The organism is Qipengyuania algicida (assembly GCF_009828025.1).
GTDB classification, from domain to species: Bacteria; Pseudomonadota; Alphaproteobacteria; order Sphingomonadales; family Sphingomonadaceae; genus Qipengyuania; species Qipengyuania algicida.
The window spans coordinates 70,787-96,407 of the sequence record NZ_WTYA01000003.1 but is presented as its reverse complement, the minus strand read 5'-3'; the positions used below and the strand labels follow the sequence as shown (position 1 = coordinate 96,407).

General features: G+C 61.8%; 22 protein-coding genes and 1 tRNA gene. 13 read left to right on the top strand and 10 right to left on the bottom strand.

The window, feature by feature from the left end:
- Nucleotide 1 precedes the first annotated feature (1 nt).
- Both GRI58_RS05120 and GRI58_RS05115 read right to left on the bottom strand, forming a co-directional pair.
- Nucleotides 2-2,761: a [protein-PII] uridylyltransferase gene (locus GRI58_RS05120; RefSeq protein ID WP_160752505.1), complete on the bottom strand. Its 2,760-nt coding sequence runs from the start codon at nucleotides 2,759-2,761 to the stop codon at nucleotides 2-4.
- On the bottom strand, nucleotides 2,758-4,455 hold the full coding sequence (locus tag GRI58_RS05115) for a class I adenylate-forming enzyme family protein (RefSeq protein WP_160752504.1): 1,698 nt from the start codon (nucleotides 4,453-4,455) through the stop codon (nucleotides 2,758-2,760). Before GRI58_RS05115 ends, GRI58_RS05120 begins: the two co-directional genes overlap by 4 nt.
- 170 nt (nucleotides 4,456-4,625) lie before the next feature.
- Between GRI58_RS05115 and lgt the strand changes: the two genes are divergently transcribed.
- Complete coding sequence (gene lgt / locus GRI58_RS05110) at nucleotides 4,626-5,537, top strand: prolipoprotein diacylglyceryl transferase (RefSeq protein ID WP_160752503.1); 912 nt, start codon at nucleotides 4,626-4,628, stop codon at nucleotides 5,535-5,537.
- A 16-nt stretch (nucleotides 5,538-5,553) separates the two neighbouring features.
- Nucleotides 5,554-6,639: a class I SAM-dependent methyltransferase gene (locus tag GRI58_RS05105; RefSeq protein ID WP_237452109.1), complete on the top strand. Its 1,086-nt coding sequence runs from the start codon at nucleotides 5,554-5,556 to the stop codon at nucleotides 6,637-6,639.
- Here the strand turns inward: GRI58_RS05105 and GRI58_RS05100 are convergent.
- From GRI58_RS05100 to GRI58_RS15610, 3 genes are read right to left on the bottom strand one after another with little or no spacing between them, the layout of a single operon-like run.
- Nucleotides 6,636-8,183 (bottom strand): ABC transporter permease/substrate-binding protein, encoded by a 1,548-nt coding sequence (locus tag GRI58_RS05100; protein ID WP_160752502.1) that lies wholly within the window; start codon nucleotides 8,181-8,183, stop codon nucleotides 6,636-6,638. The two genes, GRI58_RS05105 and GRI58_RS05100, sit on opposite strands and share 4 nt — an antisense overlap.
- Nucleotides 8,180-8,947 carry an ABC transporter ATP-binding protein gene (locus GRI58_RS05095; protein ID WP_337190882.1) on the bottom strand — a complete coding sequence of 256 codons (768 nt, stop codon included), beginning with the start codon at nucleotides 8,945-8,947 and terminating at the stop codon, nucleotides 8,180-8,182. The genes GRI58_RS05100 and GRI58_RS05095 overlap by 4 nt, the downstream gene beginning before the upstream one ends.
- Nucleotides 8,944-9,456, bottom strand: a complete 513-nt coding sequence (locus GRI58_RS15610; protein ID WP_237452108.1) for a hypothetical protein — start codon at nucleotides 9,454-9,456, stop codon at nucleotides 8,944-8,946. Before GRI58_RS15610 ends, GRI58_RS05095 begins: the two co-directional genes overlap by 4 nt.
- Nucleotides 9,457-9,578: 122 nt before the next feature.
- On the opposite strand from GRI58_RS15610, the gene GRI58_RS05090 reads away from it, so the two are divergent.
- Together GRI58_RS05090 and GRI58_RS05085 are read left to right on the top strand one after the other, a co-directional pair.
- Complete coding sequence (locus tag GRI58_RS05090; RefSeq protein ID WP_160752500.1) at nucleotides 9,579-10,745, top strand: isovaleryl-CoA dehydrogenase; 1,167 nt, start codon at nucleotides 9,579-9,581, stop codon at nucleotides 10,743-10,745.
- Nucleotides 10,742-11,044, top strand: coding sequence for an alkylphosphonate utilization protein (locus GRI58_RS05085; RefSeq protein ID WP_160752499.1), 303 nt, complete (start codon nucleotides 10,742-10,744; stop codon nucleotides 11,042-11,044). Before GRI58_RS05090 ends, GRI58_RS05085 begins: the two co-directional genes overlap by 4 nt.
- On the opposite strand, the gene GRI58_RS05080 is transcribed toward GRI58_RS05085, so the two are convergent.
- On the bottom strand, nucleotides 11,041-12,111 hold the full coding sequence (locus tag GRI58_RS05080) for a hypothetical protein (protein ID WP_160752498.1): 1,071 nt from the start codon (nucleotides 12,109-12,111) through the stop codon (nucleotides 11,041-11,043). The genes GRI58_RS05085 and GRI58_RS05080 overlap by 4 nt on opposite strands.
- Nucleotides 12,112-12,180: 69 nt before the next feature.
- Nucleotides 12,181-12,945, bottom strand: coding sequence for an SDR family NAD(P)-dependent oxidoreductase (locus GRI58_RS05075; RefSeq protein WP_202386816.1), 765 nt, complete (start codon nucleotides 12,943-12,945; stop codon nucleotides 12,181-12,183).
- 130 nt (nucleotides 12,946-13,075) lie between these two features.
- Here GRI58_RS05075 and GRI58_RS05070 point away from each other — a divergent pair, with 130 nt between their 5' ends.
- Nucleotides 13,076-14,683: a carboxyl transferase domain-containing protein gene (locus tag GRI58_RS05070; RefSeq protein ID WP_160752497.1), complete on the top strand. Its 1,608-nt coding sequence runs from the start codon at nucleotides 13,076-13,078 to the stop codon at nucleotides 14,681-14,683.
- Between the two features lie 79 nt (nucleotides 14,684-14,762).
- Complete coding sequence (locus GRI58_RS05065; RefSeq protein ID WP_202386815.1) at nucleotides 14,763-15,359, top strand: hypothetical protein; 597 nt, start codon at nucleotides 14,763-14,765, stop codon at nucleotides 15,357-15,359.
- Nucleotides 15,360-15,414: 55 nt separating this feature from the next.
- Here the strand turns inward: GRI58_RS05065 and msrA are convergent, their stop codons facing one another.
- Nucleotides 15,415-15,954, bottom strand: a complete 540-nt coding sequence (gene msrA, locus GRI58_RS05060) for a peptide-methionine (S)-S-oxide reductase MsrA (RefSeq protein ID WP_160752496.1) — start codon at nucleotides 15,952-15,954, stop codon at nucleotides 15,415-15,417.
- A 119-nt stretch (nucleotides 15,955-16,073) separates the two neighbouring features.
- Between msrA and aguB the strand changes: the two genes are divergently transcribed.
- The 3 genes from aguB to GRI58_RS05045 all read left to right on the top strand — a co-directional run bounded on the left by aguB (nucleotide 16,074) and on the right by GRI58_RS05045 (nucleotide 17,536).
- A complete protein-coding gene (gene aguB / locus GRI58_RS05055; protein ID WP_160752495.1) occupies nucleotides 16,074-16,937 on the top strand; it encodes an N-carbamoylputrescine amidase in 864 nt (287 codons plus the stop codon).
- Nucleotides 16,922-17,428 carry a 2-amino-4-hydroxy-6-hydroxymethyldihydropteridine diphosphokinase gene (gene folK / locus GRI58_RS05050; RefSeq protein ID WP_160752494.1) on the top strand — a complete coding sequence of 169 codons (507 nt, stop codon included), beginning with the start codon at nucleotides 16,922-16,924 and terminating at the stop codon, nucleotides 17,426-17,428. Before aguB ends, folK begins: the two co-directional genes overlap by 16 nt.
- Before the next feature lie 32 nt (nucleotides 17,429-17,460).
- Nucleotides 17,461-17,536: transfer RNA gene (locus GRI58_RS05045), tRNA-Lys, on the top strand.
- Between the two features lie 10 nt (nucleotides 17,537-17,546).
- On the opposite strand, the gene GRI58_RS05040 is transcribed toward GRI58_RS05045, so the two are convergent.
- Nucleotides 17,547-18,194, bottom strand: a complete 648-nt coding sequence (locus GRI58_RS05040; protein ID WP_160752656.1) for a queuosine precursor transporter — start codon at nucleotides 18,192-18,194, stop codon at nucleotides 17,547-17,549.
- A 148-nt stretch (nucleotides 18,195-18,342) separates the two neighbouring features.
- On the opposite strand from GRI58_RS05040, the gene GRI58_RS05035 reads away from it, so the two are divergent.
- The 3 genes from GRI58_RS05035 to GRI58_RS05025 all read left to right on the top strand — a co-directional run bounded on the left by GRI58_RS05035 (nucleotide 18,343) and on the right by GRI58_RS05025 (nucleotide 24,254).
- Nucleotides 18,343-19,650 carry a NupC/NupG family nucleoside CNT transporter gene (locus GRI58_RS05035; RefSeq protein ID WP_160752493.1) on the top strand — a complete coding sequence of 436 codons (1,308 nt, stop codon included), beginning with the start codon at nucleotides 18,343-18,345 and terminating at the stop codon, nucleotides 19,648-19,650.
- A 9-nt stretch (nucleotides 19,651-19,659) separates the two neighbouring features.
- Nucleotides 19,660-20,589, top strand: a complete 930-nt coding sequence (locus GRI58_RS05030; protein WP_160752492.1) for an isopenicillin N synthase family dioxygenase — start codon at nucleotides 19,660-19,662, stop codon at nucleotides 20,587-20,589.
- Nucleotides 20,590-20,831: 242 nt separating this feature from the next.
- The gene (locus GRI58_RS05025) at nucleotides 20,832-24,254 is read left to right on the top strand and encodes a TonB-dependent receptor (RefSeq protein WP_160752491.1); all 3,423 of its coding nucleotides are present in this window, start codon (nucleotides 20,832-20,834) and stop codon (nucleotides 24,252-24,254) included.
- Nucleotides 24,255-24,324: 70 nt separating this feature from the next.
- Here GRI58_RS05025 and GRI58_RS05020 read toward each other — a convergent pair whose 3' ends face one another.
- Nucleotides 24,325-24,810: a response regulator gene (locus GRI58_RS05020; protein ID WP_202386814.1), complete on the bottom strand. Its 486-nt coding sequence runs from the start codon at nucleotides 24,808-24,810 to the stop codon at nucleotides 24,325-24,327.
- A 69-nt stretch (nucleotides 24,811-24,879) separates the two neighbouring features.
- Here GRI58_RS05020 and GRI58_RS05015 point away from each other — a divergent pair, with 69 nt between their 5' ends.
- A complete protein-coding gene (locus GRI58_RS05015; protein WP_160752489.1) occupies nucleotides 24,880-25,614 on the top strand; it encodes an energy transducer TonB in 735 nt (244 codons plus the stop codon).
- The last annotated feature ends 7 nt before the right edge of the window (nucleotides 25,615-25,621 follow it).

Here is a 25,621-nt window from a genome sequence, read left to right as displayed (position 1 = left end):
GTCAGGCGTCTTCCAGCTTCGCCTGAGTCTCGTCGCTTGCCGCTTCCAGCAGCGCCGCCTCGAGCCGGTCGAGCCGTTCTTCCAGCGTACATTTGCCCCCGGTGACGTCGGTCACGTAGAAAGTGTCCGCTGCGCGCTCGCCATAGGCGGTGACATGGGCGGAATGAACCACCAGCCCCTCTTCGAACAAAGCCCGCGCAAGGCGGTTGAGCAGCGCCGGGCGGTCGCGGGCGTTGACCTCGATCACGGTGAAGCGCCCTGAGGCCTTGTTGTCGAAGATCACTCGTGGACGCACGTCGAACGCTTTCGAGCGGCCATGCGGCAGCGGACGCTGGGCGAGCTTGGGCACCAGCGGGATGCGGTTGGCGAGCGCGTCGGCGATGGATTTTTTCAACCGCTCGAGCTGGGCGGGCTCGCGAAAGGGGCGGCCGTGCGGATCCTGCACGAGGAAATTGTCCAGCGCCCAGCCTTCGCGCGTGGTATGGATGCGCGCGTCGATGATATTGCCGCCCGCAAGATGGATGCCGCCTGCGATACGATAGAACAGGCCGGGGTGATCGGCGGCGATGACCGTTACCAGCGTCGCTCCGCGCGCTTCGTAGAAGGCGCAGTGGATCGAAAGCTGGTCGTCCAGATCGCGCGCCGCAGCATAATGCCGCAAGTTGCGCGCGGCGATGTCTTGCGGTTCGGCGATCCAGTAGGCATCGCCCATGGTCTTGCCATAGCGCTCGACCAGTCCGGCATCATCGCCCAGCAGATCTGCGACTTGCTGCTGGCTCGCCGCCACCCTTTCCTTGCGCCCTCTGCGCATGTGGCCGAGCCGCAATTGCTCCTGCGCGGTATCGTATAGCTCGCCGAGCAACTGGCCCTTCCAGCTGTTCCATGTGCCCGGTCCGACCGCGCGGATGTCGACCGAGGTCAGGATCGCGAGGTGGCGCAGGCGTTCGGCGCTCTGCACGCGGGCAACGAAATCGTCGATCGTCTTCGGATCGGTGAGATCGCGCTTGAAGGCGGTCGCGCTCATCAGCAGGTGTTCGCGCACGAGCCATGCGACCATCTCGGTTTCCGCTTCGGTGAGGCCGAACCGCGGGCACAGCTTCTCGGCCACTTCCGCGCCGAGAATCGAGTGATCCCCGCCGCGCCCCTTCGCGATATCGTGCAGCAGCGCGGCGACATAGGCCACACGCCGGCTGCCGACCTTCTGGATGAGCCGGGTGGCGCGAGGGTGATCGGCTTCCAGCTCGCCCTTCTCGATCTGCGCAAGCAGGCCGATCGCACGGATCGTGTGCTCGTCGACCGTATAGTGATGATACATGTCGAACTGCATCTGCGCATTGACCCGCCCGAAATCAGGCACGAACCGGCCGAAGACATTGGCCTCGTTCATCCAGCGCAGCACCGCTTCGGGATCGTTGCGCCCGGTCAGCACTTCGAGGAACAGCGCATTGGCCCTGGGATTTTCTCGCAAGTCCCGGTCGATCAGGCCGCTGTCGCGATTGGCCTGCCGCATGGTCTCCGGATGCACTTCAAGGCTTTCCGCCTCGGCGAGCTGGAAGATCTCGATCAGTCGTACCGGGTCCTTGTGGAACCAGTCGTCCGATGGTGCCGCGATACGTCCACCTTGCACCACATAGCCCTTGAGGTTGCGAGGTCGGCTGCGAAAGCCGGCGAAAAAGCCCCGCTGGCGGTTCTTCTGCGCGAATTCCTCGTCGATATGGGCGAGGAAAATGCCGGTCAGCGAACCGACATGCTTGGCCTGCAGGAAATAGAACTGCATGAACCGCTCGACCGCGCTCTTGGCCGGTCGCTCGGCGAAGTTCATCCTTTCGGCGATCTGGCGCTGGTAATCGAAGGTCAGCCGGTCCTCGGCCCGTCCGGTCAGCGCGTGGAGGTGGCAGCGCACCGCCAGCAGGAAGCTCTCCGCGCGGCGAAAGCTGCGATATTCGGTAGGTGTGAACAGGCCCACATCCACCAGATCCGCGGCGCTCCTCACCTTATGGATATATTTGCCGATCCAGTAGAGCGTCTGGAGGTCGCGCAAACCGCCCTTGCCCTCCTTGATATTCGGTTCGACGACATAGCGGCTGTCGCCCATGCGTTTGTGGCGGGCGTTGCGTTCTTCCAGCTTCTCGACCACGAATTGCCGCTCGGTCCCGCGTACCACGTCGGCCCAGAAGCGCTGCGAAACCTCATCGTAAAGCGCCTCGTCGCCCCAGACATAGCGCCCTTCGAGATTGGCCGTGCGGATCGTCAGGTCGCTCTTGGAAAGGCGAATGGTGTCCTCGATAGTGCGGCTCGAGTGGCCGATCTTCAAACCCAGGTCCCAGAGCAGATAGAGCATCGTCTCGATGACCTGCTCGCACCACGGCGTCCCGCGCTGGGGTGTGAGGAAAGCGATATCGACGTCCGAATGCGGTGCCATTTCCGCACGACCAAATCCGCCGACCGCCACGATCGTGATGCGTTCGGCAGAGCTGGGGTTATGCGCAGGATACAGTGACTGCGTCGCATAATCGAAGATGACTCGCAGCAGCTGATCCATCAGAAACGCATAGCCAGCCGTGATCTCGTGCCCGGAGGAGGGCTTCTCCTCCAGCCGATGCGAGAGTTCCTTGCGACCGTCGCTCAATGCCTGTTTGAGCAAGGCCACGAGCTTGGGTCGCGCCTTCTCGCCGTGCTCGCGGTGTAACTCGTCGATACGACCGGCGAGGGCGCGCCGGTCGATGATCGCACGCTGGGCGGGAACGCGAAGACCGTTCACGCGGGCCGGTAATCCTTGGCATAGGTCGCGCGGACGGTGCGTTTGTCGACCTTCTGGGTGCCGAGCCGCGGCAGCTCTTCATGCGCTTCCCACATCTGCACCGGGATCTTGAACGGCGCGATATGCTCGGCCAGGAACGCGCGCAATTCGTCCTCGCTCAGCGTCTGGCCGGGCTGGACCAGATAGACCGCGCCGGGCACTTCGCCAAAACGATCGTCGGGCAGCGAGAAAACCGAGCATTCGGCGACCTTGTCATGTGCATAAATCGCCTCCTCGACCTCAATGCAGGAAATGTTCTCGCCGCCGCGGATGATGATGTCCTTCTTGCGGTCGACGATGAACAGATAGCCGTCGGGGTCGAGATAGCCGAGGTCGCCGGTGCGGAAATAACCGTCATCGGTATAGGCTGCTTGCGTCGCCTCCTCGTTTTTCCAATAGCCGAGGAAATTGCACACCGAACGGATCGAAACTTCGCCGATCTCGCCCGTTGCCAAGGGTTCGCCTGCATCGTTGAGGATCGCCATGTCGACCAGCGGCCGCGAGGGCATGCCGGTCGATCCGGGTTTGGCCATATAGTTCTCGTTGAGATTGCCCGCGCCCACGGCATTGGTCTCGGTCAGGCCATAGCCGAGCAGCGGGAAACCTTCCGGGAACGCCTCCTTGATCTTGTTGACGTGCTCCACCGGGCGCGGTGCTCCACCCGCGGCAAAGCTCTTGCACTGCGAGAGGTCGTATTTGTCGCGGTCGGGGTGCGTCGCCAGTTCATAGCTCATCAGCGGGACACCCACGAAATAGGTGATCTTTTCCTCGTCGAGCAGGCGCAGCGCCTCGGTCGCGTCCCAGCGTGGCATCATCACCAGCTTGCGCCCCATCGCAATCGACTGGAGGAACAGCGGGATCTCGCCGGTGACGTGGAACAGCGGAACGGTCACCAGCGCGCTCGGCTGCACCGTCGGCGCTTCGTCGCGTTCGGTCAGCAGCTGGAGGATCATCGCGGTCTGGCAGATGTAGTTCATGACACCCGACACCACCCCAAGGTGATCGGAATAGGCACCTTTGGGATTGCCGGTCGAGCCGGAGGTATAGAGGATTGTGGCAAGGTCGCCGGCGCCGAGTTCGCCGAGTATTTGCGTGGCGGTGTCGCCTTCAGCCCAGATTGGTGCGAGGCCTTCGGAAGCGGGCGACTGATGCCCGAAGACCACCACCTTCGCCGAATGCTCCGCCCCGTCCAGACGCTTGGCGCGGGGCTCGTCGGCCAGCACGAGCGAGCATTCGCACAGATCGATCCCGTAAACGAGTTCCTCGCCCGTCCACCAGCCGTTGAGCAGGGTCGCGCAGCCGCCTGCCATCAGCACACCCATATAGGCGATGATCCAGTTGGCAGAATTGCGCGCGGCGATCCCGACACGGTCGCCCTTCTTCAACCGGTGCGTCGTCGCCAGACCGTGCGCCACGTGGCGGGCCGCGTCATAGACCTCGCCGAATGTCAGCCGCGCGTTGCCATCGACCAGGAACAGAGTTTCGCGATGCTGGCCGCAGAAATGGGCGAAATAATGCGCCAGACTGGGCGGGGCGTTGACGAATGCGGGCATCTGGACTCCGCGCCGGTCGATCTGGCGGGTTTCGAACATTTGCCCAGGGGCGGTAACTTGTGCCGTGATGCGCTGGATATCGCTGTCGAGTTCGGTCGGCATGTGGGGGGATAGTCCTCTCAAGGTTTTTATGCGCAACCGGTTTACACACACTGCGCGATTCCATGCAACGTGGGCTTTTCCCGTTCGGATTGCCCAGATCGCATTGCTATGCCAAAAGCCGCGCCGGACGGTCGCTGTCGCGGTCCGCGTCACGCTAAGAGGATAAGACTTTGCTGTCACTATTGGCTGCTTCGGGCAGCGGGCATTACCTTGCATGGAGCAGCCTGGGCCTGAAGCCAGGTATCGATCTCGGCTTTTTCACCCTGCGCTGGTATTCGCTGGCGTATCTCTCGGGCATCCTGCTGGGCTATTGGCACCTGTCCAAGATGCTCAAGGTGCCCGGCGCGCCGATGGCGCAGCGCCATGCCGACGACCTGTTCTTCTACTGCACCCTCGGCATCATCCTCGGCGGGCGGCTGGGCTTTGCATTGTTCTACAAGCCGATGCTGTTTACCGACTTCAACCACCCGGGGCCGATCAGCTGGGGGCTGGTGCGCCTGTGGGACGGCGGGATGAGTTTCCACGGCGGTGTTATCGGCGTGCTGATCGCGATTACCTGGGTCGCCTGGCGCAACAAGCTCAACTGGCTCAGGATCTGCGATTACATCGCAGTCAACGTCCCTTTCGGCATGTTTTTCGGCCGGATCGCCAATTTCATCAATGGAGAGCTGTGGGGTCGTGCAACCGACGTTCCATGGGCGATGACCTTCTGCGATATCGAGCACACCGCCAACACCTGCATCAGCTCGTTTATCCCGCGCCATCCCTCGCAGCTCTACGAGGCAGGCCTCGAAGGTCTGGCGATGGGCGTTATCATGCTGCTCCTGTTCTGGAAGACGCGGGCGCGCTATCGGCCGGGGCTGATGGTCGGCGCGTTCACCGTCGGCATCGCCTGTGCGCGCTTCATCAATGAATTCTTCCGTGAGCCCGATTCCTATCTCGAATGGGTGCTCAAGGACACCGGCCTATCGCGCGGACAATGGCTGACCTTGCCGATGATCGCCATCGGTCTGGCGGTGATCGCCTACAGCCTTACCCGCAAGACCGAGGTTGTGGTGAAGGAAGAACCCAAGCCCGAGTGAACGCGCGCAGGCGGCTATGCAGCAGGATAACGAGCAATCCGGCGATCTGGCGGCGCGTTTCCGTCGCCTGATCCGCAACCACGGCCCTCTGCCGGTTACGCGCTATATGGGCGAGAGCAATGCGCATTATTACGCCACGCGCGATCCGCTGGGGAGCGGGGGCGATTTCGTCACCGCACCCGAAATCAGCCAGATGTTCGGCGAATTCGTCGGGTTGTGGCTGGTCGATGTGTGGTCGCGCGCCAGTCCGCCGGTCGAGCCGATCTATGTCGAGCTGGGGCCAGGCCGCGGGACATTGGCTCGAGACATATTGCGCACCGTGAAGCGTTTCGGGTTGGAGCCGCAGGTCCATCTGGTCGAGGGATCGCCTGCATTGCGCGACATCCAGTCCTCGACCGTTCCGGGGGCGCAATTCCACGACAGTCTCGATACCGTACCGCGCGATGCGCCGTGGCTGCTGGTCGCCAATGAATTCCTCGATGCCTTGCCGATCCACCAACTGGTCAAGACGGTGAGCGGCTGGCGCGAACGGATGGTCGCGCTCGATGGCGAGGAATTCGCATTCATTGCCGGACCGCAGCCGCTCGATGCGGTCGTGCCCGATGTCTTCGGGCGCGATCCGCCGGGGACGGTGATCGAAACCTCACCCGCCGCAGCGGCGATCCTGCGCGATGTGGCGCAGCACCTGGCGGACAAGGGCGGGGCGGGGCTGTGGATCGATTACGGCCATCTGAAACCGCGTACCGGATCGACCATGCAGGCAGTCCGTGCGCATCAGAAGGTCGATGCGCTGGCGATGCCCGGCGAGGCCGATCTGACCGCCCACGTCGACTTTGCCAGCCTCGTGCTGATCGCGCGGGGTGAGGGCACCAAGGTCCAGACCACCACGCAGGGCGAATGGCTCGTACGGCTGGGGCTCAATATCCGTGCCGAAAAGCTCAAGGCGTCGGCACCCGACAAGGCGGAGGAGGTCGAAGCGGCGCGCCATCGGCTGACCGATCCCGAAGAAATGGGTGAGCTGTTCAAGGTCATGGCCCTCACCGGCACCGGTTGGCCCGAAGGCGCCGGTTTTACCGACGAAGGCCAGCCAGCCGACGCCTAGAGGCCAATCTCCTTCGCCAGCGTCTTGGCGGCTTGCGCCGGCGTACGCTTGTCGGTCTCGCGATCGACGGAATAATTGGCCTTGCGCATCTTCTCGACGTCGATCTTGCCCAGCAGCGGCTTGAGCGCGGCCACGATCTTGGCATTGCGGCTTGCCTTGGGGCTCAGCAGGATGATCGCATCGTAGCTGGGGAATGCGTTCTTGGGGTCGCTCAGGACCCGCAAATGGTCCGCCGCGATGCGCCCGTCCGAGGTATAGGCGGCAATGACGTTTGCTTCGACCGACTGGAGCGCGTCATACATGAAAGTGGTAGTGAAACTGCGCTTGCGGGCAAAACGCAGATCATAGGCGTTCCTGACCGCAAACCATTCGGGGCGTTCGAAGAATTCGATATCGGCGCCCAGCGTCAGGCGCGGTGCAACACGTGTCAGGTCTGCCAGCGAGCGCACACCCATCCGCTTTGCCTGATCGGTTCGCATGGCGAAGGCATAGGCGTTTTCGAAGCCGAGCTTGCCCAGAACCTCGGTTCCGGTCGTATCATGCTCCCAGTTCACGATCTGGCGGTACATCGCATCCCTGCCGGGATTGCGCTTGCGTTTGAGCTGGTTGGTCCAAAGCGTGCCGGTGTAATCAACATATACGTCAATCGCATTCGTGGTCACCGCGCTGTGCACCACGGCCGAGCCGAGCCCCTCGCGATAGCTGACCTTGAACCCGGCCTTTTCGAGCTGCTGGCCCATCAACCGTGCGAGGATGTATTGTTCCGAATAGCTCTTGGCCCCGATGACCACGCGCTTTTCGTCGTTATGACCCAGTCCGATGCCGAAATGCGCCACCACCGCGGCGGCGACACCCAGCAGAACGGCGGCCATCCCGCCGAGCCACATAACCCGGTTGCGTCGGTCGAAGCCGCGCTCGATCAGGGCGAGCAAGCCATCGGCCACGAGCGCAAGCGCCGCAGAGCCGAAACATCCGGCGAGCACCAGCACCCAGTTCTGGGTCTGTAATCCGGCGAAAATCGGATCGCCGAGGCTTTTCTGACCGATCGTTGTCGATAGGGTCGCCGCACCGATGGTCCATACCGATGCGGTGCGCAACCCGGCCATGACGTAAGGCGCAGTCAGCGGAATCTCGACCAGCCGCAGTTTCTGCCAGCCGCTCATGCCCATGCCGTCGGCCGCTTCGAGCACGCCGGGATCGAGATTGGTCTGGGCGGTCACCGCATTCCTGAGGATCGGCAGCAGCGCATAGAGTGTCAGCGCCAGCAATGCAGGCAGGAAACCGAGCGTGGGAAGGCCCGGGCCGAACACTGCGCGCAGGCTGAGCAGGACCGGGAAGAACAAAGCGAGCAGGGCCAGCGCGGGAATGGTCTGGACGAGGCTGGCAAAGCCAAGCGTCAGGCGGGCGACATGCTCGGACCGGCTCGCCCAGATCGCCAGCGGCAGGGCGATGGCGAGACCCAGCCCAATCGCTGAGGCTGACAGCAGGACGTGGGCGGCGAGTTCATCGCCGAGGCCGCCGAGCGCGGTGAAAAAGGCGCTCATTGCTTCAGTTCCGCTAGCCGTTCGCTCTGCGCGCGCGGGACGGCGACAAGCTCCTGCGCGAAATCCCCGCCCGCGCCATGCAACAGCTCGCGCGGCGCGCAGTCGGCTTCGATCCGGCCAGCCTGCATTACCAGCACCCGGTCGGCCAGCAACAGCGCTTCGGCCATATCATGGGTGACCATGATGGTGGTGATCCCCAGCTCGTCATGCAGGCTCCTGACGCGATCGCCCAGCGCATCGCGGGTGATCGGGTCGAGCGCGCCGAAGGGCTCGTCCATCAGCAACAACTGCGGATTGGTGGCGAGCGCGCGTGCCACCCCGACGCGCTGGCGCTGGCCGCCTGAAAGCTCCGGCGGCATTCGTTTGCGCATATCGGGCGACAGGTCGACCAGTTCGAGCATTTCGCCGATCTTGTCTTCGCCCATGCTCTCGCCAGCGAGGCGAGGGCCGAGTGCGATATTCTCGCCGATGGTCATATGCGGGAACAGGCCGATCCCCTGGAACACGTAACCGATCCGGCGACGCAGTTGGGCGAGCGGCAATTGAGTGACATTTTCACCCTCGAACAGGATATCGCCCGAGCTCGGCTCGACCAGCCGATTGATCATTTTGAGCAGGGTAGATTTGCCCGAGCCCGATGTGCCGACCAGCGCTACGAACTCGCCGCGTGCGATCGTCTTGGTCACCTCCGCGACCGCTGTCGTTGCCCCGAAACGCTTTTTGACCGACTGGAATTCCAACTCTGGTGAAATAGTCTCTCTCACGTTTTCTTCTGCGACGAATTGCTCGCCGTGCCCGAAGCCGATGGGAGTGGCGGACTGTAATCGACCTGGGTCAGTTCGATCTGGTGACCGTCTTCGGCGGTTGCGGTCATCGTCCCATCCGCAGTCATCGAATTGGGTTGCCAGCAACGGCGCAGCACATTGTCGCCATCGGGCGTGAAGCACAGCGATCCATCGTCGCCGTTTTCCCATGTCCCGGTGGCCCACGGCTGGCCATCGCGCCAGTCGCGATAACGGCCTTCAGGATCGAGGTAGGTGGTGTAGCGTGCCCCGTCCGTGCCATCCACGCGCCACGCGGTTCCGGTGAAGTCGCTCGGTAAGGGCGTGCCGGACGTGCTGTTGGTGGCCGAAGCGGATGCGTCTTTAGGTGCGTCGCTATCGCTCGCAGCGGAATCTTTCGAATTGGAACATGCCGTCAGCGCGAACGCGAGGCATGTCACAAAAAGGGTGGTGCGAAAGGGCACGCTATGGCGGCTTGTTCGAGACAGCATGACCCCCTCCATAGCAAAAGCTGGCGCAAGCGCGACCCCCGATGGCAGCGGTTTGCCCGCTGGCCATTCTGCCGCTATCGCGCGACCAGCAATGAACTTTGAAGCTCACGCAAGGAGAGACGATGCGCGCGACCCCCGATTTTGATTTTCAGCTGGGCGATACGGCGCAGATGATCCGTGAAACCACGGCGCGCTTTGCCGATGAGCAGATCGCCCCGTTGGCAGAGAAGGCCGACCGCGAGGACTGGTTTCCGATAGAGCTGTGGCCGCAGATGGGCGCGCTGGGACTGCACGGAATTACCGTGGACGAGGCCGATGGCGGGCTGGGTCTGGGCTATCTCGAACACGTCATCGCGGTCGAGGAAGTCAGCCGGGCGAGCGCTTCGGTGGGGCTCAGCTATGGGGCGCACTCGAACCTGTGCGTCAACCAGATCCGCCGCTGGGGCAATGAGGAGCAGAAAGCGAAATATCTGCCCAAGCTGATCAGCGGCGAGCATGTCGGATCGCTCGCCATGAGCGAGGCTCAGGCCGGGTCTGACGTGGTCTCGATGAAGCTGAAGGCCGATGCGGTCGAGGGCGGTTATGTGCTCAACGGCACCAAGTTCTGGATCACCAATGCTACCTATGCCGATACGCTGGTGGTCTATGCCAAGACCAATCCTGATGGCGGCAGCCGCGGGATCACCGCCTTCCTGATCGAAAAGGACATGCCGGGTTTCAGTATCGGCCAGAAGATCGACAAGATGGGGATGCGTGGCAGCCCGACGGCCGAGCTGGTGTTCGACGATTGCGAAGTGCCCGAAGAAAACGTGATGGGGCCGCTCCATGGCGGGGTAGGCGTGCTGATGAGCGGGCTCGATTACGAGCGCGTGGTGCTCGCCGGGCTACAGCTGGGCATCATGCAGGCGTGCCTCGACTGCGTCATCCCGTACCTGCGCGAGCGCAAGCAGTTCGGCAAGCCGATCGGCAGTTTCCAGCTGATGCAGGCCAAAGTCGCGGATATGTATGTCGCGCTGCAATCGGCGCGCGCCTACACCTATGCGGTGGCCAGGGCCTGCGACGCGGGCCAGACGACGCGCTTCGATGCGGCAGGCACGATCCTGCTGGCGAGCGAGAACGCCTTCAAGGTCGCCGCCGAGGCGGTGCAGGCGCTGGGCGGAGCGGGCTATACCAAGGACTGGCCGGTCGAACGCTATCTGCGCGATGCCAAGCTGCTCGACATCGGCGCAGGCACCAACGAAATCCGCCGCATGCTCATCGGACGCGAACTGATCGGAGCAGCAGGATGAGCGACGAAGATTACGTCTATGACGAAGAATCGGGCGAATGGATGCCCGCGTCCGAACTCGCGGCGAAACAGGCGGCAGCCGATAAGGTCGAAGTGCGCGATGCGGTAGGCAACTTACTCTCCGATGGAGACCAGGTCACGCTGATCAAGGATCTGGAGGTCAAAGGGGCCGGTCAGACGCTGAAACAGGGCACGCTGATCAAGTCGATCCGCCTGACCGGCGACCCGCAGGAGATCGACTGCAAATATCCCGGCATCAAGGGGCTGGTTCTGCGCGCGGAGTTCGTTCGCAAGCGTTAAGCTCCGGCGCAACTCCCGTTCTGTACCCCGCTGACACTGCCGACACCGAGCACGATCTTGGCACGGCGGGAGAAGGTCAGCGCCTGCCAGCGGCCCGAATTGCCGGTCGCCGAGCGGCTGCGCAGGAAGGTGATCGCGAGCAGTTCGTACTGCTCGTCGTCGATCTGGCCGCTGCGCATCAGGCAGCGCCACTGGCCGACGTTCCAGGCATAGTCGCGGCTCACCCCGTCCTGATCGAGCGACTGGGAAATAGCCTCGTACCAGGCAAAGATCGCATCGAGCCGGGTCCAGCGCGCCGCCGGTGTCATGGCGGCGATCTTGCGGCGCAGGCGCGCGATGTCGTCGCTCGGCGGCAATCCGCCCTGCTGCACGCGCATGTCGATCGCCCAGCGGACCTTGCGCATGGTGATCGGGCCATCGGGAAAGACGCGCTGGAGATCGCCGCGCACCTTCTCCAGAACGGCGAGGTAATGGTTGAGCTGGACCTCTAACATCCGGTCGCTTTCGAACAGCGCAGTCAGCTCGCTGATCATTTCGGGGTTGAGCTTCCCGTCCGGGCCATGCGCGGCGAGGATGCCATTGCGGCATTTGTCGGTCACCGGATCGGAGAGACAGCCTTTCGAAAACAGCAGCTTGCCGTAGACCGGGGCAAGTTCCTTGAGCGCGCGTTTCGCCTTGCGGTGCGAGTGAAAGGAATCGCGCCACTCGGCCAGCACCGGTTGCAGGCTGCCGGTGCCGAAATTCCATTGCGCCATGCCGACCGAGATCAGCTGCCCGTCGAAATCGCCAACCGGCATCGCCCAGCAGCCCATCGTCTCTGGGATCGAGGTTTCCTTCATCCGCTCGAACACGCCCGCGCGGTCGAGTCCGATTTCGGCCAGATCGGCGGCGATCGCCGGATCGATGGTGAGCGTCGGCACGTCGCCCACCCGGCGGCATGGCGGTGGGAATGTGGGCAGGTGGACTACTTCTTGCTGCGCACTTGTGGCGACATCCTGCGCGAATGCCGGTTGTGCCCCCGCCATTCCCAGCAGCGCCAGACCTATCTTCAGAAAAAATCCACCCATTACGCTGTGTTGTCGCAGCTTGCGGGCCAGAGGCAAGCCAGCTTCAGGCTGGCAAGCAATGGCGGCGGGTTATGCCCCCACCGCTTGCATCAGCGACAGTCCTCCGTCGATCACCATATGCGCCCCGGTGATATAACGGGCCTTGTCCGACGCTAGAAACACCGCAAGATCGGCCACTTCCGATGGTTCGCCCGCACGGCCCATCGGAATATTTTTGACCAGCGAGGCGCGATACGCGCCGTCCTCCACTGCGCGTTCGTTCATTGGGGTGAGGATCATGCCGGGGTCGATAGCATTCACCCGCAGGCCCTTGGCTGCCTCCTCGATCGCCAGCGTTTCCACCAGATTGGTCTGCCCGCCCTTGGCGGCGCAATAATCCGCCCCGCCATCGCGCACCGCATAGGCGTGGATCGAACTGATCTGGATGATCGCCGCGTCACTGGTGGCGTCTCCGCGCGCGGTAACGAAGCGCCGCGAGGTGAGGAAAGCACCGGTGAGGTCGGTATCGATCAACCGCTGCCATTGCTTGAGCGTCATGTCGCGGACCTTCACGCCGCTCATATTAAGCCCGGCGGAATTCACCAGAACCTCGGCAATGCCCCACTGCTTTTCGACTGTAGTGAAAGCGGCATCGACCGAGGCTTCGTCTGCGACATTGCACTGCACGGTCATGGCCTTGCCGCCGCCTTTCTCGACTGCGCTTGCGGTTTCCTTCGCCGCGGCTTCCTCAGAAAAATAGCAGATGGCGACCCTGTCCCCGAGCGCGCCGAAGGCGGCTGCACAGGCAGCTCCAATGCCGGACTCTGCGCCCGTGACGATGACTGTGCGTGGCATGGATCTTCCTTTGACTGACCGGCCCCTCCGTCCCTTCAATGCGCGGATCGGCACAAAGCTCCCTTGCCAGCGGCACATTGCGTTGCAGCGCACATTGCATTTTTGCGCCGCATGGTTAGGCCCCGCCGGCATGAGTGCACCAACACTGACTACGAAGCTCGACCGCGAAGCGCCGGACGCGAAGGCGCGCTTCAAGCATAACAAAGGCCTCGCCGATGATCTGCGCGCCAAGGTCGCAGAAGCGGCGCTTGGCGGCAGCGAACGCCACCGCGAGCGGCACGTTGCGCGTGGAAAGTTGCTCCCGCGTGAGCGGGTGGAGCGGTTGCTCGATCCGGGCAGCCCCTTCCTCGAGATCGGCCAGCTCGCGGCGAACGGGATGTATGAGGGCGACGTCAACGGCGCCTCGATGATCGCCGGGATCGGGCGCGTGTCGGGACGGCAGGTGATGATCGCCTGCAACGATCCGACCGTGAAGGGCGGCAGCTATTACCCGATGACGGTCAAGAAGCACCTGCGCGCGCAGGAGATCGCGCAGGAAAACCGGCTCCCTTGCGTCTATCTGGTCGACAGCGGCGGGGCGAACCTGCCCTATCAGGCCGAGGTGTTCCCCGACCGCGAGCACTTCGGGCGCATCTTCTTCAATCAGGCGAATATGTCCGCGCTCGGCATTCCGCAGATCGCCTGTGTGATGGGCAGCTGCACGGCCGGCGGGGCCTATGTCCCGGCTATGTCCGACGAGACGGTGATCGTGCGCAACCAGGGCACCATCTTCCTCGCCGGGCCCCCGCTGGTGAAGGCAGCGACCGGCGAGGAGATCAGCGCCGAGGATCTGGGAGGCGGCGATCTTCATGCAAAGAAGAGCGGCGTGGTCGATCACCTTGCCGAGAATGACGAACACGCGCTGACCATCGTGCGCGATATCGTCAGCCATCTGGGCGCCAACACCGGCGCGGCAAAGGATGTCGAGCTGCGCGACCCGCGTGCGCCCAAGTTCGATGCGGAAGACCTCTATGCGCTGATCCCCGAAGACGTTCGCGCACCCTATGACGTTCACGAGGTGATCGCGCGGCTGGTCGATGGCAGTGAGTTCCACGAGTTCAAGGCCAACTATGGCTCCACCCTCGTCTGCGGCTTTGCGCATATCTGGGGGATGCCGGTGGCAATCCTCGCCAACAATGGCGTGCTGTTCTCCGAAAGCGCGCAGAAGGGCGCGCACTTCATCGAACTGGCGTGTCAGCGTCGGATACCGTTGCTGTTCCTGCAGAACATATCGGGCTTCATGGTCGGCGGCAAGTACGAGGCGGAAGGCATCGCCAAGCATGGCGCCAAGCTGGTGACCGCTGTGGCCACGGCAACCGTACCTAAGATCACCGTGGTCATCGGCGGCAGCTTCGGTGCGGGCAATTACGGCATGTGCGGGCGTGCCTATTCGCCGCGCTTCCTGTTCACCTGGCCCAATGCGCGCATCAGCGTGATGGGCGGCGAACAGGCCGCCAGCGTGCTCGCCACCGTCCACCGCGACGCGGACAGCTGGACGGCTGAACAGGCGGAAGAATTCAAGGCCCCGATCCGCCAGAAATACGAGGACGAGGGCAACCCGTATTACGCCACCGCGCGCCTGTGGGACGATGGCGTGATCGACCCAGCACAGACCCGCGATGTCCTCGGCCTCAGCCTCGCCGCCGCGCTGGAAGCCCCAATTGCAGAGCGCCCAGCCTTCGGCGTATTCAGGATGTAGCCGGGGTGTTCCGGAACGGTCTGGCGTTCTGGCGATTGGACAGGCAGCGGGGGCTTGGACGGTATCTGAGGATATTGTCATGCAAGGCCAGAATTTGACCATAGTGATCGTTGTAGCCGTCGTCGTGCTGTTGCTCGTGTTCGGCTGGCTGGCGATGCGCAAGCGCCGGACCGATACGCTGCGCGAGCATTTCGGCGACGAATACGATCGCACGGTGGAAACGCGTGGCGGACGCTCCGCGGCCGAAGCCGAATTACTCGAGCGCGAAAAGCGAGTGAAGAGCTTCGATATCCGTCCGCTCGGCCCGGCAGAGCGTGAGGAATTCAGCGAAGAGTGGGTTTCGACCAAGGCGCTGTTTGTCGACAGTCCGATCGAGGCGGTCATCCGCGCCGACCGGCTGCTGACCACCGTGATGAAGACGCGCGGATATCCGATGGCGGATTTCGAAGCGCGTCATGCCAATCTGACGGTCGATCATGGCGAGGTCGCAAGGCACTATCTCGCCGGGCACGAGATTGCCGACCGCTCGACACGCGGTGAAGCCTCGACCGAGGATCTGCGTCAGGCGATGCGGCACTACGAGACGCTGTTCGACGAGCTGGTGAACGAAACGGCTGCTCCCGACAATCCTGACGGGCCGCGTTCGGTCAGCGCTCCCGCACAAGCGAGGGCGTAACCCAAAATATAAGCATCGGGGTGCCGACGAATTTTTCGATCGGCACCCCGCGCAGCTATTGCTTCACGCGGTTCTGGAAGCTCTTGCGCAGCTTCATCAGCTTGGGCGGGATCGTCGCGAGGCAATAGGGATTGCGCTGCCCTTCGCCGTCCCAATATTCCTGGTGGTAGTCCTCGGCCGAATACCATTCGGCTGGCCCTTCGATCGTGGTGACGGCGGTCTGGCCGGAGTGTTCGTGATTCCATCGAGCGATTGCAGCTTCGGCATCCGCGCGCTGGCTTTCATCGACCAGGAAGATCGCCGACCGATATTGCGTGCCCACGTCATTGCCCTGTCGATTGAGCTGGGTCGGGTCATGCGTGCCCATGAACACATCGAGCAGATCGGCATAACTGATCGCTTCCGGGTCGAAGGACACCCGAACCGCTTCGGCGTGGCCGGTTTCTCCCGAGCACACCTCCTTGTAGGTCGGATTGGCTTTGGAGCCGCCGATGTAGCCGCTTTCGACCGATTCGACGCCGACCACATCGTTCATCACCGCTTCGGTGCACCAGAAGCATCCCCCGGCAAGGATCGCGGTTTGAGATTCAGCCATTTTCCTATTCTCTCCTTGAGGCGCTTAGATAGGAACGCCCGACAGAATTGTCATCGTGTGAAGGAAAAGCTGCCGAAAACCCCGCTGGTTCCTGCGCGCCGAACCGCTATGAGGGGGCCATGAGAAGCCTGACGATAGCCGTTCTGCAACTACCGCTCGCCCGACCGGAGGTAGCCGACAACATCGCCGCGGTCTCTGCGCTGGTGCGCGAGGCGGCAGGCAAGGGCGCGCAGCTGATCCTGCCGCCCGAACTGTTTGCGGGCGAATATTTCTGCCGCGAAGAAAACGAAGCATTGTTCGCTCGTGCACGGCCTACCGCCGAACATCCCAGTGTGCTGGCAATGCAGGAGCTCGCGCGCGAACTGGGCGTGGCAATCCCGACCAGCTTCTTCGAACGCGACGGACATCATTATTACAATACGCTCGCGATGATCGACGCCGACGGTAAGATCATGGGCACCTATCGCAAGAGCCACATTCCCGATGGTCCGGGCTATGAGGAAAAATTCTATTTCCGTCCCGGCAATGACGGGTTCAAGACCTGGGATGTGTTCGGTGCGCGGATCGGCGTCGGTATTTGCTGGGATCAATGGTATCCGGAGTGTGCGCGGGCGATGGCCTTGCACGGCGCAGAAGTGCTGCTCTACCCGACTGCCATCGGTTCCGAGCCCTATGACGTCGATCTCGACACCAGCCGGATGTGGCGCCGCGCGATGATCGGCCATGCCGTGTCCAATTGTATGCCCGTCGCTGCCGCCAACCGCATTGGGCACGAAGGACCGGAAGATCGTGCACAAAGGTTCTATGGGCACAGCTTCATCAGCGACGAATGGGGTGACCTGATCACCGAATTCGGCGCTGAGGAGGAAGGTGTGCTGGTGGCGAAGCTCGACCTCGATCGCGCGGCCAAGCATCGGGCGGGGATGGGTTTCTTCCGCGACCGCAGGCCCCAGCTTTACGAGCGGCTGTGCGAAGACATCTGACGCAGCGCTATCTGATCGCCTTGGGATCCAACATGCGGGTGCCGGGGGTCGGTTCGCCGCGAAGCGTGTTGCTGGCAGTACGCGAAGCGCTTGAACGGAACGACCTCCATATCGAAGCCTTTGCCCCGATCATCGACAGCGCACCGGTTGGGCCATCCTTGCGGCGATATGCCAATGGCGCAGCGATAATCGCAACCGAGCTGTCGCCGCCTGCACTGCTGGCACAACTCCAGCGTATCGAATCCGAATTCGGACGCCGACGGCAAGGCCAGTGCTGGCGTGCGCGCCAGCTCGACCTCGATATCATCCTGTGGAGCGGGGGAGCATGGCACGATTCCGGGCTGACGATCCCCCATGCCGACTTCCGCGACCGGCGCTTCGTACTGGAACCCGCCGCCGCGATCGCGCCCGATTGGCGCGATCCTGTCACCGGCTTGTCGATCAAAGCGATCAACACACGCTTGACCCGGCCCCGCCCCCTGCCTAGGTGACGCGCCCGGCGACACATCGCCGCAAAATGGTCGGGCCCTTAGCTCAGTCGGTAGAGCAACTGACTTTTAATCAGTAGGTCGCTGGTTCGAACCCAGCAGGGCTCACCATTTTGGCCGGTCACGCAGCCCGGTCGAGCTTGCGCGCCAGTGCCACGAAACCGGCGATCAGCAGCGGTACCAATACTATCGACAGCGTAACCTTGGCGATGATCTGGCCGATCAGCAGGTCGCGGATCGGGAATTCGCCGTAGAATGCAAGCGTGATGAAGATCAGCGAATCGACCGCCTGGCTCATTGCGGAGGCGATTGCGCCGCGTACGACCATTCCCATTCCGCCGCTTTGCTTGTCGCCCTTGCCGCGCAGCCGCGAGAAGAGCCACACGTTTAGCAGCAGGGAAACGAGATAGGCGGCTGGGCCTGCCGCCATGATCCGTGGCGTCTGTGATAGCACCGTGCCGAATGCCGCTATATTGGCTGCGGGCATATCGGGTGAGGGCGGCAGGTTGAGCACCAGCCCGATCAGCGCGATCGACACCGCAAGCGGGACGAATCCCCACAGAACCAGCCTGTTGGCAAGACCCTCGCCATAAAGCTGGGCGATGGTGCTGGAGATTGCGACCAGCAGCAGGAAACACAAAATCCCCGATTCGACCGCCAGCCCTGACGTGCCAAGGGCAAATTGCTTGAACGCCAGCACACCGGCGAGCACTGCCATCCCGCCGTAAAGCAGCAGGTAAACGAATAATGCGCGCGGCATTGCGGGCATGGTTGGTGCGGTCTGCGGGGTCTCGCTGGTCACGGGATCGGGCCTTCGATCAACAGGGTAGAAGGCCGCCCAAATTGACTAGTGACGGGCAAACGGCAAGAGAGCGAAAGTTTTTACCCACGTGTGACTGATCTGCGAAGAGGACTTCATGCCGCCAATTCTGGCCAATATTCTCGGCATCGTCGCGATTCTCGCGATCGCATTCCTGCTCTCCACCGGCAAGCGCCGCATTCGCCTACGCGTCGTGGGTGCGGCTTTTGCTTTGCAAGCCCTGATGGCCTTCCTGGTTCTCGCCACTAGTGGCGGGCGGGCTGTGATCCAGGGCATGGCAAACGGCGTTGCTGCCCTGCTGTCATACGCCGACAAGGGCACCGAGTTCCTGTTCGGGGTCGACAATCCGCTCAAGAACACTTTTGCCCTCGGCGCGCTGCCGGTGATCGTGTTCTTCGCGGCGCTGGTCTCGATCCTCTACTACCTCGGCATCATGCAGAAAGTGGTGCGCTGGGTCGGTGGAGCGATCGGCTGGATCACGGGCATATCGCGGGTTGAGTCGCTCGGCGCAGCGGCGAATATCTTCGTCGGCCAATCGGAAAGTCCGTTGGTGGTTCGGCCCTATCTTGCCGGCCTCGCACCTAGCCGCTTGTTCACGCTGATGAGCGTCGGCATGGCCGGCGTCGCCGGGACCATCCTTGCTGCCTATGCCGGATTGCTCGGTCCGCGTTATCTGCCATTCCTGCTGGCCGCCGCGTTCATGTCCGCGCCCGGCGGCATCCTGATGGCCAAGATCATCATGCCCGATGATGGCGAGTCCTCGCCCGAAGCCGAGGGTGAAGTCAAATTGCCTGATGCGCGGATCAGTGCCGAAGGTCCGGCCGCTCTGGTCGAGGCCGGTGAGCCGGACGAGGTCGCCGAAGCATTCGAGGAAGGGCATCGGCCCGCCAATGTGATCGAGGCGGCTGCCCAAGGTGCGCAGACCGGCGTCAAGCTGGCGGTGGCGGTCGGGGCGATGGTGCTGGCCTTCGTGGCGCTGGTTGCGCTTGCCAACGGCCTGCTCGGCGCAGTCGGTGGATGGTTCGGTTATGCCAATCTCTCGTTCCAGGAACTGCTCGGCTGGGTGTTCGCGCCGGTGATGTTCCTGCTGGGTATTCCATGGGATCAGGCGATCACTGCTGGCGGGCTGTTCGGCACCAAGATCGTGCTCAACGAATTTGTTGCTTTCATCGAACTCGGCAAGATGGGGCCGGATGTGCTGTCGCTTCATAGCCGCGCGATCATCACTTTTGCCCTGTGTGGCTTTGCCAATTTCTCCTCGATTGCTATTCAAATGGCGGTCACCGGCGGGCTGGCGCCCAACCAGCGTCCGGTCATCGCCAGGCTGGGCTTGCGCGCCCTGGCCGCCGGTTCACTGGCCAATCTGATGAGCGCCGCTCTGGCCGGTCTGTTTCTGCCTTACTGAGGTCGCACAATGTCCGATATCGCTTCCGTTTCCATCTCCCGCCCGCTCGAACAGGTTGCCGATGATCTGGGCAAGAGTTTCGAGGAATATGGCTTTGCGGTGATCCGCGACCACGGGATCCCGCAGGAACTGATCGATCGCGCAGAGGAACTCTCCCGCGCCTTTTTCGCCCTCCCAGCCGAAGCCAAGATGGCGTACAAGATTGCGGGCGGCGGTGGTGCGCGGGGCTACACGCCATTCGGAGTGGAGCGCGCCAAGGACGCCGAGGTCCACGACCTCAAGGAATTCTGGCATGTCGGACGCGAACTGCCCGCGGGCCATCCGCTGGCCGAATTCATGGCACCCAATGTCTGGCCCGACGAGGTGCGATGGTTTCGCGAGACTTTCGCGGCGCTCTACGAAGCATTCGAAACCGCGGGCGCCCGCGTGCTGGAAGCGATCGCGCTGCATCTTGGTCTGCCGCGATCTTTCTTTGCCGCGACGGTGGAGGATGGCAATTCGGTGATGCGCCTGCTGCACTATCCGCCATTGACGAGCGCCGATGCCGAAGGGGCGATCCGCGCCGCAGCGCATGGCGACATCAACACCATCACCCTTTTGCTCGGTGCGGAGGAAGCCGGTCTTGAATTGCTGACCGCGCAGGGCGAGTGGAAGGCGATCGAGGTTCCTGAAGGTGCGCTGGTGGTCAATATCGGCGACATGCTCGAGCGGCTGACCAACGGTAGATTGCGCTCGACCACACACCGGGTGGTGAACCCGCGCGGCGAGGCAGCCTATCGCGCGCGCTATTCGATGCCCTTCTTCCTACACTTCCGGCCCGATTACGTGATCGAAACGCTGCCCCAGTGCATCGACCCGGCTGATCCGAAGAATCACCCTGAGCCAATTTCCAGCCACGACTTCCTGCAGCAGCGGCTGCGCGAGATAAATCTCGCCTGACCTGTTGCGGTTTTTCCGCAGTTGCGAAGAAAAACGCGATTCCTCAGCTTGGTGTGGCCTTTATGTAACAGTTGAATAACGCGTAAATTCAGTTGTTTATTTCCCAGTATGGTGGCCTGTGGATAATCGGGTCTGGCGCTGTAACAAGCGCGTCACATAAAGCCTTTGAGGGGCGGTCGACAGGACTCGCACTTGAGCCGTCTGATCATTTCTTCTGTCTTCCACGGAATGGGGCACATTCGATGAAACTGAAATATTTGCTGGCTGCGTCTGTCGTCAGCCTTTCCGCCGCTGGCGTAATGACCGCCGCACCGGTTGCTGCTCAGCAGATCACCTCCACGATCCAAGGCACCGTGACGGACGAAGCTGGCAAGCCCGTAGCCGGCGCAACAGTCGCCGTGACCGACACGCGTACCGGCGCGACGAATACCACGGTTACGGGCGCGCAAGGCAACTTTAACGCCACCAACCTCACTTCGGGCGGCCCATATTCGGTTTCGGCCAGTGCTCCTGGCCTCGAAGGGCAGACGATCAACGATATTTACACCAATCTTCAGGGTCCGACGAACCTGGGCTTCACGCTTAGCAGTGGTACTGGCGTAATCGTTGTGACCGGTTCGCGCGTTGCAGTGACGCAGCTTGCTGTTGGTCCCGGCACGTCCTTCGGCACTCAGGCCATCGAGAGCGCGCCGACTTATGGCCGCGATATCCAGGACGTCATCCGCTATGACCCGCGTATCACGCTCAGCAACAGCAATGGCCAGGTCACCTATTCGTGCCTTGGTGGCAACAACCGTTCGAACGGCTTCACTGTTGACGGCATTCAGCAGGGCGACGTCTTCGGCCTCAACGGCACGGCCTATGCTTCGCGTACGAGCGCGCCAATTCCGTATGATGCGATCAGTGAAATCCAGGTTCAGTTTGCTCCGTATGACGTTGAATATGACGGCTTCACTGGCTGCCAGGTCAACGCGATTACCAAATCTGGTAGCAACAAGTTTCATGGCTCTGGCTTTTACGAGTACGCCGACAATGGCCTGCGTGGGAAGAATCTACCGACAGGCCCGGTCGCTCCGATAGATCCCGAAAGGCGCTGGGGCGTTTCGCTCGGCGGGCCGATCATTCCCGATCACCTGTTTTTCTATGGTGCCTATTCGCATATCTCGACTGCCAAAGCTCAGGATTACGGGCCAACTGGCGGGGGTTATCCCAACGAGACTTCAGACATCACCGCAACGCAGTTCAACGATATCGCCGATATAGCCCGTAATGTGTACGGGATCGATCCGGGGCCACTGGTCACCAATCTGCCTTACAAGAACGACCGCTACTTCGCGCGGCTCGACTGGCAGATCAACGACAAGCATCGCCTTGAAGCGACCTATCAGCACCTCAAGGAAGTATCGATCAGTGCGGACGACAACAACACGTTTTCGCCCAATGTCGGGATCACCGGCCTGAACAGCTATTCACAATACGGCACCGACTCCAATTACTACTCTGGACGCCTGCTTTCGAACTGGTCGGACAATTTCTCGACCGAGCTGCGCTATTCCTATTCGAAGGTTGATGACATTCAGGGGCCGGTCGGTGGCGGCGAGGCGACCGATGCCAACCCGATCCCACGTATCGTCGTTGGCGTGGATAACGCCACGGGTAACGATGCTTCGGTGATCATCGGCCCGGGGTATTATCGTTCGGCAAACCAGCTAAACACCTCGATCCAGCAGGCTTCCGCAATCGCGAAGCTCACTCTGGGCGATCACAAGCTCAAGTTCGGCGCGCAGCTGAACCAAGCGAAAATCTACAATCTGTTCATCCCCAACGGCACGGGCACGCTGGTGTTCGACAACGCGACCGATTTCGCCAATGGCGTGCTTTCGAGCGGCACCAGTGGTGGTGGATCTCGTCTGACGCCGGGCACACTAGTTTCGAACGGATACGTTGGCGCGTTCGGAACTTTCTCGGCGACCGGCAATCCGGATGATGCCGCAGCAATATTCAAGCGCGAAATCTATTCGGCGTTCCTGCAGGACGACTGGCAAATGACCGACACGCTCAATGTTGTCGCTGGTGTCCGTGCAAATTGGTACGATGGCGATTCACCTAAGTACAATCCGCTGTTCATGCAGCGTTATGACCGGACCAATGCGATTGGTTTCAGCCACCTGCCGATTCAAGTTTTGCCGCGCGTCGCATTCACCTACGACGCTGGTGATTTCGGTCCGTTCACACGGAACAAAGTTCGTGTCGGTGTCGGCATGTTCACCGGCGGCGATCCGCTGGTGTGGTTCTCGAACGCTTTCGCCAATAATGGTTTCGCGTCCGCTTCGGCTGACTCGCGCGACTGTACGACCGCGCCGACTAATGTTCTAAGCGGTGGCACTTTCAGCGGATTCCCCAGCTGCGTCGTGGCGGCTGCCGGTGCCGTCGCTGCAAACGGTGCTTCGCCAGTCCAGTCGATCGACCCAAACATCAAGATGCCGACTGTGCTGCGTGCGAACTTCGGGTTTGAGAGCAATCTGGATTTGGCACCCAGCGGCTTCTTCAGCGACTGGAAACTTAAACTCGACTACATCTACAGCAAGTACAACAACCCGTTTGCGGTTGCCGACCTCACGCAGGTGGTCGATCCGAGCCAAGGCCTTAATGGCTACGCGATCGATGGTCGTCCGATCTATCGTTCGATCGATCCGCTTCTTGCCGGGTGTGATGCGAAGCTACAAAGCTCAAGCCCAACACCTACCTACAGTAACGTAACTCCGGCGTGTTTTGCTACTGGTCGGAATGGGGCGATCGATCTGACCAATTCCGATGGCTATCACAGCCAGGTGGCTTCAATCTTCCTTGCTAAGCACTTCAATCGTGGCGTGTTTACCAGCGGAGGATCGGTCGATTTTACAATCGGTTATGCCTATACCGACGCTCAGGATCGGCGTGCTTTCACCAGCTCGCAGGCAACGTCGAACTTCAAGTATCCGCCGACTTTCGATATCCAGAACCCAGCGGCCGGTCGCAGTCAGTTCTCGCAAGAGGACAACATCTCGATGAACCTCAACTTCACCGAGAAGTTCTTTGGCGACAACAAGACCAAGCTCGGCGTCACCTTCACTGCAACTTCGGGTAATCCTTACAGCGCGACTTTCAGCAGCCGCAATCTGTTCGCTATCGCCTATGGCTACGACGACGCGCTGATCTATCTCCCGACGGGGCCGAGCGATCCCAACATCTCGCCTTCGTCCAACATGGCGGCGGTACAGCAGTTGGCCGACTATGCGAACAGCACAAAGTGCCTGAAGGATTATGTCGGTCAGTCGATCGTGAAGAACACCTGCACCAACCCATGGTACTTCGACATGGACCTCGTCTTGTCGCAAGAACTGCCTGGGCCGGGGCACCTGTTAGGCAAGAATGACAAGATCAAGGTTTACGCCATGGTCGACAACTTCCTGAATCTGCTCGATAACAGCTGGAACACTCTTTACCGCAACACTTCCTATGGTTCGTTGTCGATTGGTGACAGCAGCGGTGTTGACAGTCAGGGACGCTACATCATCACCAAGTACCTGACAAACAACGATGGTACGAGCGTCAATGACACCCGCAACATCGACACGATCGCTTCGGTTTGGCGCATCAAGCTCGGCGTCAGCTATCAGTTCTGATGTTTACCACTCACTAGGCGTATAAATTGAAACGGCGGCTCCGATGGGGCCGCCGTTTTTCTTTGGTCAGTCAGCTTGCGACGGGCTGGGGGTCGTCTTGCGCCAGGATGCGGTGCGGCAACCAGCGATTGAGTAGCGGCACCAGCGCTTCGAGTGTAACCGGGCGGATCAGTGCGCCTTGCATTTCTGCAGAGAACACGAGCAGCTTTTCCCGATGGTCGGGCTGATCCAGAATACCGATGATTGGCAGGACGGTGGGTGGATATCCGGCGATGCGGATCGCGCGGGTCGCTTCGAAGCCGTCGCAATGCGGCATATTGCAGTCGATCAGCGCAAGATCGTAGGCGGAGCCGCGCTCCTCGGCATCGAGTACTCGCCCGATCGCTGCTTCGCCACCGGCTGCCAGATCCACTGCCATGCCGCAGCGGATCAGCAGATCGGCGAGCGCTAGGCGCTGGTCGTGCTGGTCGTCGGCCAGCAGGATGCGCGGGCGCGTCGATTTCAGCGCGGCGAGTTCGCGGCGATGCGCACGCCGTTCGGTATCGCGTGTTTTCATGCGACATCTCATGCGCCACAGTTGGCAAAGCTTGTGGAACCGGCGCGCTAGGGGTTTATTCGTAAGGCAATGGCGAAAAACCCCTCGAAAGACTATGGCTCGACCAGGAGGCGGCCGAACGTGCCGGTGATCATCGGCGTGTTGCTCCTTCATCTCGCACTGTTTTACGCACTTCTGCGCGCCTTCACGCCGGATACAGTGCGCACAGTCGAACAAGCGGTCGTGTCTGCCTTTACTGTCAGCCCAACCCCCTCTCCCAGCCCTACGGCAACCGTGAGGCAAGCCGTCCCGGAAGGTGGCTCGGGCAAAGCAGGCAAGAAGGCAGTGCCCCGTCCAATTTCCGCGCCTATTCCGAAAGTGGCGCGCAGCCCCTCCGCGCCCGTTCCGAAAGCCGCCTCCAGCGGTAACCAGGTCACGTCGGGCAACCGCGAGGCGGGAGAGGGAACGGGCGACGCTGCTGCCGGTTCAGGAACGGGCGGCGGCAATGGCGGCATTGGGCAAGGCGGCGCGGTCGTCACACGGCCTGTAAAGATCGCTGGCGAGATCAACTCCGCGGCCGATTTTCCGGTTCCTCCGGGCGGCCGCCAAACGCGATTTGGTACTTCGGTCACCGTCTATATGACCGTCGGTGTCGATGGGCGTGCGCGTGATTGCCGGGTAGTGCGGCCAAGCCCCGATCCTCAAGCGGATGCGATCGTGTGCCAGCTCGCCGAACAACGCTTCCGATTTCGTCCGGCCAGAAATGCGCAAGGTGAACCGGTCCCGGCCATATATGGCTGGAGGCAGGAATGGTTCGCGCGATAAGTCTGGA